Raw genomic sequence first — 15,928 nt, 5'->3', positions numbered from 1 at the left:
ACAAAATGGCGAGTGTTCATTCAGCTTTGTGAAATCGGTATGGCGATCTTCTACTGAGGGAATTAGCTTTCTTTGCTAGGAAGAAGCTTAACCCAGATAGTATCGCTGCCGTTGATGGTGACTGTGCGGTTGTATGACTCGTAACCTTGCTTAGAGATGGTTACTTGGTGACGACCACTTGGTAGCGCGACCTCAAGAGGTGTGCTGCCATACTTAATGCCGTTGATGGTCACAGAGTCGTTGTATTGGTCAGAACGCACAGTTACGTTTGCCCATTTCTTGTCGCTCTTTTTGACTGCAGCTGCATCGCTGCCAGTTAAACAGTAGCGTGTCGAAACGTTCAATAGGTTACATGCAGCAACTGCTTCAGGTTTTGCTTGCAGCTGAGCTTGCATTTGCATGAAGTAAGAGTTGTTGCCAGAGAAACCGCTCTTGATTGGCTGGCTATCCTGAACGTGGATGTTCAGCTGAACACCTTGTAAGTTCTGCTTCGCCAAAGTGCTTTCTGTGAGCTGCTCAAGTAACTGGGTCTTGAACGTTTGCACCGCTTTTTGGTTCGTTAGGTATTTACCTTGTGCAGTACACTCACCAAGCGTCATTGTTGATGCACATGTCGTGGTGTAGCTGGTTTCCAAAACCGCACTTTCACGCAGTTCTGTAGCAATACGTTTTACGCGAGCTTCAACTTTAGACTCGCGTAGATTCGCTAACTCATTATTTAGGCGAGCTTGCTTTTGTTTGATCTGAGAAAGGTGAATCTCACCTTCATTCATCGCTTGTTGATTGTCTAACTGAGCCGATTGATTTTCTTTAACTGCAGCCCATGCATCTTGGTAGCTTTTTTGGAAAGAGACCAGATCCGTTTCTGGATCTTCAAGTAGACGACTGTACTGTTTGTCTAGTACAGACTTGGCTCTGTTACGTTTCGCCTTAAGTTCTTCACCTTCGCGTAACAACTTACTGTTTTTGTTTTGTAGTTGTTTTAGGTTCTCAGTCGCCGATACTTTGGTTGCTGAAATACGCTCAATATCTGAGTTTTTCTCTGTGATTTTTGCATCGATGGCTGAAACGGGATCGACTTGATTCAGTTCTTCAGCTGATACCGATGCAGATACCCAAAGTGGGGATAGCGCAAGTAAAAGCGCTGAAATTCGAAAGTTAGTCATAGGTCCCTGCAACTTATAGATTGTAATTGGCTCATTGATCATGTGTCTGCTTTCTAGTTGTGAGTCACTAGTTATTAGCAATTAACACAGTATCCGTCTTTATACCGTTTTATTGTATTTCAATCTACTCAAATGCCGCGTTTCGGTACTTTGGATACACTTTTTATAAGTTTTATGCGAATTGTTTGAGCTATAGAAGCAAATTTTTCAGCGATGTTCTGATGATTGAATTCTCATTTATGAATCATCTCGAGTTGGTTGGATAATGAGGTTGGGATTTATAAAAAAGCACTGGAAATATTGATTTTACATAGCCCGTAGTTTGTACACTCTTGATCATCTTTCCGGAGGCATGATCATGATGATCGCGATAATGATCTTTTCGTTCTCGCGTGCAAATAACTCTCAGGAACATTTACAAATTCATCTTATGCGCATTTAAGAGTATTATTCTTAGTATGTTGACCCGAGTATTTGTCTGTCATGTCTAAACCTTTACCCTTTCCTAACCTAGACCTTTCTCCGCTAGGCCTTACTGGCCCTAGACCAGCTGAGATAATCACTTTGCCTTCGCACATGGATTGTCATGATCATAGTTATTCTCAGGTGGTGATTGGTTTAAAAGGTCAGGCTGAATTTGAAGTCAGTGGTAAGGGGAATCTTGTCGGCCCTGGACAAGGTTGTGTGGTGACGGCGAGCTCTGATCATGCTTTCGGTGGTGTGGTCGGTCAGTCCGATATTTTGGTGCTTAACATGCCCGTGCCGAGTGACGACGACCCTCTGATGCTAGAGAAGATTAACCAGCTCGAATCTTCGAACGTCTATTTCCAATTAGATGCTCAAATTCAAAAGCTTATCCATATGTTAGTGCAAGAGATGCAGGCGAGTCCTGATGATCTCTTATTAAGCCGAGCGTGTAATGATACGGTTATCGCCTTAATGCAAAGGCACATTTCGGCATTTGAAACGTCAGTGAAGGATTCGCGCTTTGATCTTGAAGCTCTTGATCGTTACATCGAGCAACATTTGGCAAGTAAGATCTCAGTCGCGCAACTAGCGGGGAGCGTGTTCTTAGGCGAGAGCCAGTTTCACATGCTATTTAAAGAACAAATGGGCATTACTCCTCATCAGTATGTATTAGGCAAGCGAATCGACCGTGCTCGACGCCTTATTGAACAAGGGAATTTAAGCCTTGGTCAGGTCGCAGAACTTGCTGGATTCTCCGGTCAATCCTCCTTTACTCACACTTTTTCACGCCTTCAAGGCATGTCACCATCTCAATACAAAAAGCAAATTTCTGTTAAATAGTGAAACGAAACGGCATATTATATTAAAGTTTCATATGTGACATTGTGTTTGTTTTGTTAATAAAGCGAGTTTTTAGCAAAAAACTCGGAGTTTTTGACAAGTATTCCTTATATACTCTAAATACACTGCAGCCATTGTAGAGATCCCGGGCTAATTCCGGGTGTGAGATTAAGGAAAACGCATGTTTACAGCTACTGATGTGTTAAAGCCAGAATTCAACGAGCAGTCGCTTGATGATCTATGGTCGCTTATCTCACCATTATATATGGTGGATGAAACCCAATGGCTAGAGCAACTTCTGCCACTAGCTACCCCTTCTGAGTCTGAAAAGCAGCAAATCACAGACAAAACGACTTCTTTGATCGAAGCTATCCGTGCGGATAAGACTTCTATCCAGATGATCGATGCGCTGTTACTTGAATACAGCTTAGATACTCAAGAGGGCATCTTGCTGATGTGTCTGGCGGAAGCCTTGATGCGTATTCCTGATTCAGCAACGGCTGATGCACTGATTCGCGACAAGCTAAGCGTTGCGGATTGGAAGTCTCACCTAAAGAATTCTGATTCAGTTTTTGTTAACGCTTCGACTTGGGGCTTAATGCTAACAGGCAAGGTGGTTGGACTTTCATCGAACGAGCAGAGTGCTGGACAAGCGGTTAACCGTCTAGTGAACAAGCTTTCTGAGCCGGTAATTCGTAAAGCGATGCACCAAGCGATGAAAGTGATGGGTCACCAATTTGTTCTTGGCCGCAGCATTGCTGAAGCGCAAAAGAACGGTAAGTCTATGCGCGACAAAGGCTTTACCTACTCTTACGACATGCTAGGTGAAGCGGCACTGACTACAGCTGACGCAAATAAGTACTTTAAAGATTACCTAATGGCGATCGAAGCCGTAGGTCGAGACACTTATGTCTCTTCAAAATCTAGCCCTGCGCCATCTGTGTCTATCAAGCTTTCTGCACTTCATCCTCGTTACGAAGTGGCGAATGAAGACCGCGTACTGTCTGAGCTATGCGACACGCTAGAGCAGTTACTGCGCCGTGCGATTGAGCTTGATGTTGCGATCACGATTGATGCAGAAGAAGCGGATCGCCTAGAGCTTTCGCTTAAGTTATTCGAAAAACTGTACCGCAGCGAGCTAGTGAAAGGCTGGGGCAAGTTTGGTCTGGTTATTCAAGCGTATTCAAAGCGTGCGCTACCGGTTCTAGTTTGGCTAAACCGCCTAGCAAAAGAGCAGGGTGACTTAATCCCACTTCGCCTAGTTAAAGGTGCTTACTGGGATAGCGAGATCAAATGGTCGCAACAAGCCGGCTTCGATAACTACCCTGTTTACACTCGCAAAGAAGCGACTGATGTGGCTTACCTAGCGTGTGCGCGTTACCTATTGAGCCCAAGTGTTCGCGGCAATATTTTCCCGCAGTTTGCGAGCCACAATGCTCACACGGTTTCTGCTATTGCAGTGATGACAGACCATAAAGACTTTGAATTCCAACGCTTACACGGCATGGGTGATTCACTTTACAACCATGCTATGGAAGCTTACCAACAGTCGGTACGTATTTACGCGCCAGTTGGTAGCCATAAAGATCTACTGCCATACCTAGTACGTCGTCTGCTAGAGAACGGTGCAAACAGCTCGTTTGTACACCGTTTGGTTGATGCTCGTTGCCCTGTGGCGGAGCTAACACAGCACCCAGTCGACATGCTTTTGGCATTCGATACTTTGAACAACACTAAGATTCCTCTACCGCCAGCGGTATTCCCTGAGCGTAAGAACTCATACGGTGTGAACATTGATATCGAAAGCGAAGCGCATCAGTTTGAAGAGCAAGTAAAAGGCTTTTTGAACAATCAATGGACTGCTGGACCTGTGATCAACGGTGAATCTCTTGCCGAAAGCATGATCAAGGCTGATCAGAATGTCGAGCAAGTAACAGCACCTTACGATCGTCGAATTAACGTAGGTCAGGTGGCTTTTGCAAACCTTGATCATGTTTCCGCAGCGATCACTGGTGCAGACGCAGCATTTGCTGATTGGAATGCGACCTCGGTTGAAACCAAAGCCGCTGCGCTTGAGAAGCTGGCTGATTTGATGGAAGAGAACCTAGCTGAGCTGGTGGCAATTTGTCATCAAGAAGCGGGTAAAACTATTCACGATAGCATTGATGAAGTGCGTGAAGCGGTCGACTTCTGTCGTTACTACGCAAAACAAGCGAACAACCTACAAGGTTTTGAGCTAAAAGGCTTTGATGGTCTAACTCGAATCGCTTCGCGACAAGGTCGTGGTGTGTTCGTTTGTATCAGCCCTTGGAACTTCCCATTGGCGATCTTCCTTGGCCAAATTACTGCTGCACTAGTGGCGGGTAACACGGTTGTGGCGAAACCTGCAGAGCAAACAAGCTTGATTGCAGCTCGTGCGGTTGAACTAATGAAGGAAGCGGGTTTCCCTGCTGGCACGATTCAACTTCTACCTGGTCGTGGTGCAGAGATCGGCAGTGCGCTAACGAGTCACGATGCGATTGCTGGCGTTGCCTTCACGGGTTCAACACCAACTGCACAACGCATCAACGTGTCGCTAGCAAGCCGCAACGCTAAGCCTGTGCCGTTTATCGCGGAAACTGGTGGTCAGAACGCGATGATCGTCGACAGTACAGCACTGCCTGAACAAGTGGTTCGTGATGTTATTCGTTCTGCCTTTGCTTCAGCTGGTCAACGTTGTTCAGCGCTACGTGTGCTTTACATTCAAGAAGACATTGCAGACCGCGTGATTGGATTGATTCACGGTGCGATGGATGAGCTGAGCGTTGGTATTCCACATCTTCATAAAACGGATGTGGGCCCGGTTATCGACCAAAACGCGAAACAGAAGTTGATGACGCACCTAGAAAACATGACCAAGACCCAGAAGAAAGTGGCTCAACTTTCTCTAGGAGCGGATTGTGAACATGGTGACTTTGTTCCACCAAGTGCATTTGAAATCGATGACATCAGCTGCTTGAAAGAAGAGCAGTTTGGTCCTGTGCTGCATATCGTTCGCTTCAAAGCGAGTGAACTGGCGCAAGTGGTAGACCAAATTAACCAAACTGGTTTTGGCTTAACCATGGGTATCCACAGCCGTAACGAGACAACTTACCGTTGGATCGAAAAACACGTTCGTGTGGGTAACTGTTACATCAACCGTGACCAAGTAGGCGCTGTTGTTGGTGTACAACCATTTGGTGGTCAAGGCTTGTCTGGTACTGGCCCTAAAGCGGGTGGTCCTCACTACCTATACCGCTTTACTGATGTTCATTTTTCTCAATCACAAGACAAGGCATAAGGAGCAGTATCATGGTTCATCAAGTGACAGGTTTTTCTGATGCTTTCTTGGCGTGGGAACAATGGAATCTTACCGACTTTGATCATAAGAGTGCTCAGGTACTTGCATTCAAATCAGAGATCGAAAGCCAATCTACGTCTTTGGCGGCAGTGGCAACTTATCACCTAGAGCAAGCGTCTGCGCTGCTTTCTGAGCAGCATCTAATGGCTGGCCCTACTGGTGAAACAAACGAGCTGTATGCTGCAGGTCGTGGTGTGGCTTTGGTGATTGTTGATGATTGCCAAGACAAAGAGCCAGCACTGCAAACAGCGACAGCGATGATTACCGCAGCACTATTAGCGGGTAACAGCGTGCAACTGTGCAGTGATGACGTGCAATTCAATACGTTGATCGCTGATGCGGCGAAACAAGCGAATCTACCGACGAACTTGGTGCAGGTTGCTTCGTACGATGCGGCTCAACAGCTGCTGTCTTGCGATGTACGTAGCGCAGGTTACGTAGGTAATTCACAGACGGCTCAAGCTATCAATTTACAACTTGCTAAGCGTGACGGTGCCATCGTCAGTTTAGTAGCTGAAACGGATCTGACAGCAATGCATGTTGCTCACGATCCACACCTATCGCTACGCTTCATTACCGAGCGTACGCGAACTATAAATATAACAGCCGTGGGTGGTAACGCGACCTTGCTCGAACTTGGAAGCGAAGCTCACTAACCTTCAGTAATATTGGCTCTAAACACTTTTGGTTTTCTACCTCAGTGCTTTGGAGCCAAAATCCCTAACTCAATGTAATGGCTTGCCTTTATTTAGGTAAGGGCATGGTATTGGGTTAGGCATGGAAGGCTTTTTACAAATGAGGACTATCTAATGATAGAAAACAGTTTTGCAATAACGACGACGTTCATTGCGTATCTAATTATGATGCTGGCAATCGGTGTTATTGCTTACAAACGTACTTCTAACTCGACAGACTACTTCCTAGGTGGTCGTTCGTTAGGCCCATGGCCTGCAGCACTTTCTGCTGGTGCATCAGACATGAGTGGTTGGCTATTACTTGGCCTACCGGGTTACGCTTACGCTGCTGGCTTTGAAGCATTTTGGCTTGCTGGTGGTTTGCTAGTGGGTACTTGGGCGAACTGGTTAATCAGTGCTAAGCGTCTGCGTACTTACAGCATTACAACAGAGTCACTGACGCTACCTGAGTTCCTATCTCGTCGTTTCAATGATAATTCTAAGCTGATCCAAACAATTTCTGCTTTCTTTATCCTTTTATTCTTCCTTTTCTACACAAGTTCAGGCTTGGTAGCAGGTGGTAAATTGTTTGAAACGGTATTCGGCCTAGATTACACAACTGCGGTAATCATCGGCACAGTATGTGTGGTTTCTTATACGCTATTTGGTGGTTTCCTAGCGGTATCTTGGACAGACTTGGTTCAAGGTCTACTGATGTCTGCTGCGCTATTGATCGTACCAATCGCGGCTATGAACGGTGGTCTTGGTCAGTTGTCTACTGATCTTCATAACATCAACCCAGAGCTTCTAACGCTATGGAATGATGCGAAAGGTGAACCACTGTCTGCTATCGCGATCATCTCGCTAGCGGCTTGGGGTCTTGGTTACTTCGGTCAGCCACACATCCTTGCTCGTTTCAAAGCAACACGTACTAATAAAGACCTAGCAACAGCGCGTCGTATCGCTGTGGTATGGACTGCACTGTCTATGATTGGTGCAATGCTAGTGGGTCTGGTTGGTCTTATCTACGTGACTAACTCTGGCGCGCCTAAGCTAGACGATGGCGAGAAGATCTTCATGCTTCTTGTTAACGCTATGTTCCACCCAGTAATCGCAGGTATCCTACTGGCGGCTATCCTTGCTGCAATCATGAGTACTGCGGATTCACAACTTCTTGTATCTTCATCTGCAATGGCGGAAGACCTTTACAAGCAAGTGCTTAAGAAAGATGCGACATCTGAAGAGATCGTTCGTGTGGGTCGCTTTGCGGTAATCATTATTTCTCTTATCGCGCTATTCCTAGCGATGACGCCAGACAGCTCTGTACTTGGTCTTGTGTCTTACGCTTGGGCTGGTTTTGGTGCGGCATTTGGTCCAGCTATCGTGATGAGCCTTTACTGGTCTCGTATGAACCGTAACGGTGCTCTAGCGGGTATCGTGGTTGGTGGTGTGACTATCGTACTTTGGAAACAGTTCACGGGCGGTTGGTTCGACGTTTACGAAATCGTACCGGGAATCATCCTATCGACTATCTCTATCGTTATCGTGAGCCTAATTACTGGCGAGCCAGAAGACGAAGTGAAAGCGCAACACGCTGAGTTCGAGAAGAAGCTAGTAGAGCTAGACTAATTTACATTGTAAAAATGCAAGCGAATTAGCAAAAGATATTAATCAAGAACAATAGAGTCACTTCGGTGGCTCTATTTTTTTGACCACTCTCTAATGCTCGCGACTTCTTGCTCATCGATATTCAAAGACTCCAAAAACTCTTGGTGAGCGGTTGGCTCCATCTTTTCAAATTGCTTGTGCCAGTTCTTCATGTCCTTTTCGTCAAACCCAGCATTCTCCATCACCCGTACCCAGCGCTCTTTTGTCAGCATCTTTTGTTCAAGCAACTCAGGTTGTTCAAGTAACATCACAATCGCCTTCTGCTGTTGACGCAGGTTCTGAATTTCCTTTTCCAAGGCGTTGAACTGATTTACTAATGTCTGCTCTTGTTTCACATCGTCTGTGCGATCGAGCAGGGCGCTTATCTCCTGAATAGACAGACCAAACGATCGGTAAGAGATAATGCTTTCTAACCGAGCTTGCTCTTTTTTGCCATACCAACGATAGCCATTATCGGAGCGACTGTGAGGAAGCAGCAGCCCGGCACGCTCGTAGTAGAGAATGGTGGTACGAGATATGTTGTAGGCCTTGGCAATTTGAGTGACAGTGAGCATTTCTACCTCATTGGTTGCGAGAGCGTGAACTAAACAGGCATATTTAATTGATAGCCGAGTATTCTAATCGCGTCGTATAAAGGTGTATAGGTGAGTAGTTTGGATTCGGTAATTTGAACAGCTTACGATATCGGTATTTTGTTACTGAGGTGCGATGTTTGTCGTACTTAAGATCGGGGTGAAATCAGACGTGATCGAGCGGTTGTTGGGGTTTTACAATGTAAATCGAAGCGCTCGGATCTTGCGTGAGAAGGGAAAGATCAACTTACTCAATGGCGTGTGATGTCAAAAAATGAAACAGAAAAGTGGCTAATTTTTGAACTTGGCGCTCACTTTTGTTATTAGCTCGGTGAATTGTGGAACCGAATTGGACATGATGTGTCAATTGTCAGTAACCACTAAAGACCTATAGGACAAAGGTATGCCTGATCTCTATTGCAAAGGATGTAAAAAAACAACACTACATAAGTCTATAATGAAACGTTGTGAATCAGAGCCCGAGACAGCCTCTGGCCGTATGTTGCAATGGACCTCAAAGCTATTTAGTGGCAACTTATATTACGATATGGAAACGCAGCACTTTTGTCGTACATGCAACTGCCGTTGTGAAACTGGAAACTCAGTTCCTCAAGTTGGCTTAGCTTAGCTGATGGTAAGTGCTTACTAACCGATATCAAAAAAACCTCCGTTTGGGAGGTTTTTGTCATTTAAGCCGCTTTAAGTGCGATCTCGCTGTTAATGGCATTGCCATCAATTTTTACTTCCCATCCGTAGTTTGAGTATTCATTAGCGAGTGCTTGAGCCACATCTTTTGACACTGTTACGTGTGTCCATGAGCCGATACCGTAGGGTTTATATGCGAGTTCTTGTGTTTTCATAATAGAGTCATCCTTTCTCTTTGATAATTATATTATTCACTTTGCCATATATCCTTTCTTTCGTTTCTGGCTCAACTTATTTGTTTATCGGGTCATTTCTATAATAATTTGTTAATAACCAGAGTTTGATTTATAAGGGTTGTTATCGATTTGTGTGGATTTATATTTGGTGTGAATACGACTTGTGCGTTTAGTTTTTAAATGTGTGAGCGGGGTTTTCTTCGATCGCTCTAGGTATGGAATATACTGAGCCGAATTTATAATGTTTAAGGAATGTTATGTCTCAGCATCAGCTTGATCGTATCGATAAAGAGATACTAAGAATTCTGCATATGAAAGGGCGCTTGCCTGTGGTTGAGTTGGCCAAGCAAGTTAACCTAACCACCTCTCCTTGCTCTGATAGATTGAAGCGATTAGAAAAAGAGGGTTACATCACGGGTTACCACGCAGAGCTGTGTTCTGAGAAGTTGGGGCTCGATGTTCAAGTCTTTATCCATATTCGTCTCGACCAAACCAGCTTTTCAATCTTTGATAAATTTGCCCAAGCCGTGGAAATGATGCCAGAGGTGGAAGAGTGTTACTCGTTGTCGGGAGACTTCGACACCATGATTAAGGTTCGAGTGAAAGACATGAAGGCGTACCAAGCATTTATGGCCACCAAGTTAGGTACCTTGCCTGGCGTGATTCAGACACGCAGTGAAGTGGTGATTGAAGAGCATAAAAAGGGCTTTGGTGTGAACCCAGAGCTGTTAGCGACTTTAACTTAGCGCGCTTCTAACTTGAGCCAGTTTGATAGATATAAAAAATGGAAGCCAATGAGCTTCCATTTTTTGTGACTGCCAGAAAGGGGCAGTCAGATAAGTGTGGTTATAGGCGATTTACAGTGTAATCGCCGCTGAAATAAGACCAATCACACCACCGAATACACCGCCCCAAACGACAAGCCAGCCAAGGTGTTTCTTGATCATGGTTTGAACCATCTCTTTTACCAGTTTCGGTGTCAGCTCATTCAAACGCTGGTCGATGATGGCTTCAATGTTCTCTTTGATTTCATCCATCATCGCTGGTGATTCCAGTTCTTCCTTGATGGCATTTTTCACTGAATCACTCTTGCTGATTTCGATAACAGATTCTTGCATCTTCTCAACAAATGGCGCTTTCATTGGCTCTAATGCTTCTGTACCACCAAACATTGCTAGCATGCCGCCAAACTGTGAGTTCTCGATAACGTTAACTAGTGAATCGAATGCAGGGTTGAAATCGATTTTCTTAATCACAGGCTCTAGGTTCAGTGATTGGCCGCCGCTCATTTCGCTGCTTAGGAAGCGGTCGATGTTACTTTCAGTAAAGAATTGCTCCATCATCAGTTGTTTGATGGCTGCTTTGAACTCTTCAAAGCGCGCAGGAATAACGCCAGAACCGTATAGGCCGGGTACTTTCTCGAACAACATGTGAATCGCAAGCCAGTTGGTGATGGCACCAGAAAAGGCGAATAGGCCCGCGTAAAGTAGGTATTGATTTGCTGTCGCATAGCCGCCAGCAAGCAGTGCTAACGCGATAACGTTAGTTAAGACACTTTTGTTCATGGTTGATCTCTAGAAAGAATATTGCGCGCATTTTAAGAAAAAAACGCCAAGAAAAAAACAAAAGGATCGATGAAGTTGAAGGAACAGGTGGGAAAGATCGCTGAACTACGGGCATAAGAAAGGCTAGCCTCCCCCCGAAGTCTAGCCTTATTCCAGAACGCGCAAGCGAAGCCGTCTTGGTTTGTTAAGGTCATTATATAATTACGACATAACATTCTGCCATGTGTAATTTACCGCCATTTAGCAAATTGGCGTGAAATGCGCCGCACTTTTAAAATAGCACACAAATTAATCGTTGCTAGCTTGCTCAAGATCATCAGCTATGAAGCCACCGGTCTGGTGATTCCACAACTGCGCATAGATACCATTTTGGTTAATCAGATCTTGGTGCGTGCCTTCTTCAACGATATTACCTTCATCTAAAACGATCAGGCGATCCATTGCTGCGATGGTAGATAGGCGGTGCGCAATCGCGATAACCGTCTTACCTTCCATTAGCTCAATTAGGCTCTCTTGGATTGCTGCCTCAACCTCTGAATCTAGAGCCGAAGTCGCTTCATCAAGAACCAAAAGTGGTGCATTTTTCAGAAGTACACGTGAAATCGCCACACGTTGGCGTTGACCACCAGAAAGCTTAACACCACGCTCGCCCACTTGAGCATCGTAACCAATGTTGCCAAACGGGTCGGTTAGGGTTTCGATAAACTCATGCGCGTGCGCTTGCTTGGTCGCGGCATACACCTCTTCATCCGTTGCTTCCGGACGACCATAAAGAATGTTGTCTTTGATCGAACGGTGAAGCAGTGAAGTGTCTTGTGTCACCATGCCAATATTGCTGCGCAGTGAGTCTTGAGTAACGCTTGAGATCTCTTGATCATCAATCAGGATACGACCGCTTTCGACATCATGAAAACGCAGTAACAAGTTAACCAACGTCGATTTACCTGCGCCAGAACGCCCAACTAGACCTACCTTTTCACCTGGTTTGATGTTTAGGTTTAGCTTGTTGATAACGCCTTTGTTTTCACCGTAGTTGAAGCTCACGTTCTCGAAGTTGATGCCGCCTTGTGGGACCTTAAGTGGCTGCGCGTCTTTCTTGTCTTCGATAGCGATAGGCTTCGACATGGTTTTAATACCGTCAATCACGGTCCCTAGGTTTTCAAACAGGCCGCCGATCTCCCACATGATCCATTTCGACATGCCGTTAATACGTAGAGCCAAGCTCACCGCAATCGCAATGGCACCCACAGTGATTGCGCTATCAAGCCATAGGTAGATAGAGATACCCGCGATACTGAATACCAGTAGGTAGTTAGCGAATTCCACACAGATGTTGAAGCCAGTAACAAGGCGCATTTGGCGATACACGGTATCTAGGAAACCTTCCATGCCTTCTTCTGCGTATTCCGTTTCACGTTTGCTGTGTGAAAACAGTTTTACTGTCGCGATGTTGGTGTAGCTATCAACAATTCGACCTGTCATGAGTGAGCGAGCATCCGCCTGTTCCGATGACACGTCTTTAAGTTTCGGCACGTAGTAAAGCTGAATGCCGATGTAGACGAACAACCAGATCAACATTGGAGCCATTAAACGCCAATCCGACTCGGCAAGCATGAACAGCATCGCGGTGAAGTAAACCGTCACGTAGACAAACACATCAACCATCTTGGTCACGGTTTCACGTACCGCGAGCGATGTCTGCATTACTTTGGTGGCAACACGCCCAGCAAAGTCATCTTGGTAGAAAGATAAGCTTTGTTTTAACAGGTAGCGGTGCGCCAACCAGCGAATCGACATCGGATAGTTGCCGAGTAAGGTTTGATGAAGCAACAGTGAGTACACACTGATCAAGATTGGCATTACGACCAACAGCAGTACACCAAGACCCATAAGAGTGGACTTGTTGTCAGCTAAGAAGGTTTCTGGGTTGCTTGTTGATAGCCAGTCAACCAATTGTCCCATGTAACCAAATAGCGCCACTTCGATGATCGCAATCGTCATGCTCATGATACCGAGCAAGATGAGCGGCTTTTCAAAACCTCGCGTATAGTGGCGGCAAAATGCCAGTATTCCAGTAGGAGGTTGTATCGGCTCTCCCTTTGGAAAGGCTTCAGTAAAGCCTTCAAACTTTTTGTACATAGATTTCCCTTTATAAACTCGTGTCTCTATAAGCAGCGGCATCGTCGTGCAGCTTTGTTTTTATAGTCTCAATTTAAATTTTCACAGTCTTAGTTTGAAATTTTATGAGCGCCCATGCGTTCTTATAAGCATTAAATCATTCGATGGAGTTTGGTTTTCACTCTGGCTTAAACGCTTGGCTCTAGAGCTTGGTTTAACACCGTGTTTTAGTGATCGCGAAAGGTCCAAAACGTATTGTGTATGACGCTTATTTTAGATTGGATCAGATGGGAAGAGTTAAGCTTATTTCAAACGTAATTGATTGTTATGCAACGGTGATAATCCTAACGCTAAATGGATTAAATTGTAACCTAAACTCGCGGTAACACAGAAAAGACCGCTCGGATATTTATTCAGCAAATTCTCTAATTGATATGCAAACTGTTGGTTCTTTCTGATGTGCTGTTATCTTGCAGTAAAAATTACGGTTTAAACTGGGTTTGGCAGTAAATGTTTTGGATAAATATTCAAATCATTATTCTTTTCAGTGAATCTTGTCGTAACAACTTGTTTACAATTCTGAGGTAAATAAAAGATAGGGACGGTTGAAATGTTAAACCTACACAAAAAATCACTTCACATTACTAATGTTCAAAACGCCAATTGCGTTGTTATGGTGCCGCCAAAAGAATTTCGATTTAACGAAGAAACTGCACGTGATAACGAGTTTCAAAACAGAGTTAACCTCACCGAAGCTGAGGTGAAGTTAGAAACTATGGCTGAATTTAAGGCGATGGTGGCTTCATTACGTAAAGAGGGTGTGCAAGTTGTAGAGTTTGATTATCCAGAGCTTGGTGTGGAAACGCCAGATGCGGTGTTCCCAAACAATTGGTTCAGCACCTGTAGTGATGGCAGCTTATTCACCTTCCCAATGGCCTGTGAAAACCGTCAGAATGAAGTGAAACCAAATGCGCTTATTGAAGCACTAGAGGCGTCGGGTCGTATTGTTAACCATACTGAGTCGCTAGAATCTTACATCGCACAAGGCTCTTATCTTGAGAGTACGGGTGTGATGGTGATTGACCATATCAACAAGACCATCTATGCCGCGCTTTCTCAACGTTGTGACCGTGAAGTGTTAGAGGATTACGCGAAGCGTATTGGTTATTCACGCGTGGTTTCGTTCCAAACGGCATTGCCATCTGGTCAGCCGATTTACCATACCAATGTAATGATGGCGATTGGTGATAACTTCTGCGTGATCTGTGATGAAGTGATTCCAGAATTTGAGCGCCGTTTTGTGGTTAAGTCACTCGCGAAAGATAAACAGGTTATCTCTATCTCAATCGATCAGATGAATCGCTTCTGTGGCAACATCTTGCAGCTTGAAACCGTGAATGGCGATAAAGTGATCGCGATGTCGCAGTCAGCTTTTGACGCGTTTTCTCCTGCACAACGCGCTCAGCTAGCGACGCACGGTAAACTGCTGCCATTCAACGTGAAAACCATCGAAGATATCGGCGGTGGCTCAGTACGCTGCATGCTTGGTGAGGTGTTCTTACCTACCAGAGTGAATCGCCTCTAAGATTGTTAGTCCAACTTTGCTAATCGAATCAACAAATACCACTCTTTAATAAAGAGTGGTATTTTTGTATGTCGGTATTGTGGCCTGTAAATTTTGGTCGCTCAATTGACCACAATGGTACGACTGGCTGACGAATAGTTGGAGATGTATGGACTTAAATCTAATTATCCCTTTTTTACGTGTTTATGAACTCAACAGTATTACTCAGGCTGCTGACGTATTGGATGTCACTCAGCCTGCGATGTCGGCTAGTATTAAACGCCTAGAACAACAGTTAGGTAAGGCTTTGTTTGTCCGTCATGGTCGAAGGCTAGAACCGACATCCGATGCGCATGCTCTGGCGGAGCACTTTAAAGAGATTGAGCATCGCTTGGAGTTAGCTTTAGATAAACCGAGAGAGTTTACGGTTTATGCTCCTGAACATATCGTTATTCACCTGCCTGTAATTGACGGGGTCAAGCTAATTGAGAACCCTTTGTCAGAATACATGGTGCTAGACCATTTAAGACACGACAAAATCGATATGGCTATTGAGTCTCGCTTTAAACAAGAGAAAGAGCAGGCATTTGTGTATGAACATATTCAGGATGTCGGCCTTGTCTACGTTTGCCGTCAAGATCATCCAACAATAGGGGATTCTGTTACCTTGGAAGAGTTTTATGACCTTGAGCACGTAACGCTAACGTACACGGTTCGTGAAGTCTCTGGCATTGAGAAGCTTGCCAAAATGAATCTGCCGAGGAAGATTGTTAAGCAGGTGACCAGCCCTAGCTCAATGCTGCTATGTGTCCGAAACTCCAATGCTATCTGTGCAACGAATGATAACGACCCACTGATCGAACAGCTCGGGTTGAAGAAAATTCAGGTGCCTTTCTCCATTGATCCTATTCAGCTTGATCTGGTTTATCACAAGAAATACGCAAACAATCAAAGCCATGCGGCCATTCGATCTCAGCTTCATCAGTATCTGAAAAACGTCTAGCGCTCTTTCAAGCGATCTTTATATTGAATC

The 15,928-nt window shown here is 44.9% G+C and carries 13 protein-coding genes; 8 read left to right on the top strand and 5 right to left on the bottom strand.

Features of this window, described 5'->3' with window-relative positions; all coding sequences use genetic code 11:
- Nucleotides 1–62: 62 nt before the first annotated feature.
- Nucleotides 63–1,166 (bottom strand): PEGA domain-containing protein, encoded by a 1,104-nt coding sequence (locus tag L0991_19125; protein ID XGB64142.1) that lies wholly within the window; start codon nt 1,164–1,166, stop codon nt 63–65.
- A gap of 483 nt (nt 1,167–1,649) precedes the next feature.
- On the opposite strand from L0991_19125, the gene L0991_19120 reads away from it, so the two are divergent.
- From L0991_19120 to putP, 4 genes are all read left to right on the top strand, one after another.
- The gene (locus L0991_19120; GenBank protein ID XGB64141.1) at nt 1,650–2,474 is read left to right on the top strand and encodes an AraC family transcriptional regulator; all 825 of its coding nucleotides are present in this window, start codon (nt 1,650–1,652) and stop codon (nt 2,472–2,474) included.
- Between the two features lie 181 nt (nt 2,475–2,655).
- Nucleotides 2,656–5,793, top strand: coding sequence for a bifunctional proline dehydrogenase/L-glutamate gamma-semialdehyde dehydrogenase PutA (putA, locus tag L0991_19115; GenBank protein ID XGB64140.1), 3,138 nt, complete (start codon nt 2,656–2,658; stop codon nt 5,791–5,793).
- An 11-nt stretch (nt 5,794–5,804) separates the two neighbouring features.
- Nucleotides 5,805–6,509: a 1-pyrroline-5-carboxylate dehydrogenase gene (locus L0991_19110; protein ID XGB64139.1), complete on the top strand. Its 705-nt coding sequence runs from the start codon at nt 5,805–5,807 to the stop codon at nt 6,507–6,509.
- Nucleotides 6,510–6,665: 156 nt separating this feature from the next.
- A complete protein-coding gene (putP, locus tag L0991_19105) occupies nt 6,666–8,156 on the top strand; it encodes a sodium/proline symporter PutP (protein XGB65417.1) in 1,491 nt (496 codons plus the stop codon).
- A gap of 71 nt (nt 8,157–8,227) precedes the next feature.
- Here putP and L0991_19100 read toward each other — a convergent pair whose 3' ends face one another.
- Nucleotides 8,228–8,749 carry a MerR family transcriptional regulator gene (locus tag L0991_19100; protein XGB64138.1) on the bottom strand — a complete coding sequence of 174 codons (522 nt, stop codon included), beginning with the start codon at nt 8,747–8,749 and terminating at the stop codon, nt 8,228–8,230.
- Nucleotides 8,750–9,170: 421 nt separating this feature from the next.
- Between L0991_19100 and L0991_19095 the strand changes: the two genes are divergently transcribed.
- Nucleotides 9,171–9,395, top strand: coding sequence for a hypothetical protein (locus L0991_19095; GenBank protein ID XGB64137.1), 225 nt, complete (start codon nt 9,171–9,173; stop codon nt 9,393–9,395).
- Between the two features lie 61 nt (nt 9,396–9,456).
- On the opposite strand, the gene L0991_19090 is transcribed toward L0991_19095, so the two are convergent.
- The gene (locus L0991_19090; protein ID XGB64136.1) at nt 9,457–9,627 is read right to left on the bottom strand and encodes a hypothetical protein; all 171 of its coding nucleotides are present in this window, start codon (nt 9,625–9,627) and stop codon (nt 9,457–9,459) included.
- A 278-nt stretch (nt 9,628–9,905) separates the two neighbouring features.
- On the opposite strand from L0991_19090, the gene L0991_19085 reads away from it, so the two are divergent.
- On the top strand, nt 9,906–10,394 hold the full coding sequence (locus L0991_19085; GenBank protein ID XGB64135.1) for an Lrp/AsnC ligand binding domain-containing protein: 489 nt from the start codon (nt 9,906–9,908) through the stop codon (nt 10,392–10,394).
- A gap of 111 nt (nt 10,395–10,505) precedes the next feature.
- Here L0991_19085 and L0991_19080 read toward each other — a convergent pair whose 3' ends face one another.
- Together L0991_19080 and L0991_19075 are read right to left on the bottom strand one after the other, a co-directional pair.
- Nucleotides 10,506–11,213 carry a DUF445 domain-containing protein gene (locus tag L0991_19080; protein XGB64134.1) on the bottom strand — a complete coding sequence of 236 codons (708 nt, stop codon included), beginning with the start codon at nt 11,211–11,213 and terminating at the stop codon, nt 10,506–10,508.
- Between the two features lie 288 nt (nt 11,214–11,501).
- Complete coding sequence (locus L0991_19075) at nt 11,502–13,352, bottom strand: ABC transporter ATP-binding protein/permease (GenBank protein XGB64133.1); 1,851 nt, start codon at nt 13,350–13,352, stop codon at nt 11,502–11,504.
- A gap of 589 nt (nt 13,353–13,941) precedes the next feature.
- Here L0991_19075 and L0991_19070 point away from each other — a divergent pair.
- Both L0991_19070 and L0991_19065 read left to right on the top strand, forming a co-directional pair.
- Nucleotides 13,942–14,916 carry an arginine deiminase-related protein gene (locus L0991_19070; GenBank protein XGB64132.1) on the top strand — a complete coding sequence of 325 codons (975 nt, stop codon included), beginning with the start codon at nt 13,942–13,944 and terminating at the stop codon, nt 14,914–14,916.
- 148 nt (nt 14,917–15,064) lie between these two features.
- On the top strand, nt 15,065–15,898 hold the full coding sequence (locus L0991_19065) for a LysR family transcriptional regulator (GenBank protein ID XGB64131.1): 834 nt from the start codon (nt 15,065–15,067) through the stop codon (nt 15,896–15,898).
- The last annotated feature ends 30 nt before the right edge of the window (nt 15,899–15,928 follow it).

Origin of the sequence: Vibrio chagasii (assembly GCA_041879415.1) — a bacterium.
GTDB lineage: Bacteria > Pseudomonadota > Gammaproteobacteria > Enterobacterales > Vibrionaceae > Vibrio.
The sequence above is the reverse complement of the archived record's forward strand: the minus strand, read 5'-3'. Positions and strand labels throughout refer to the sequence as shown.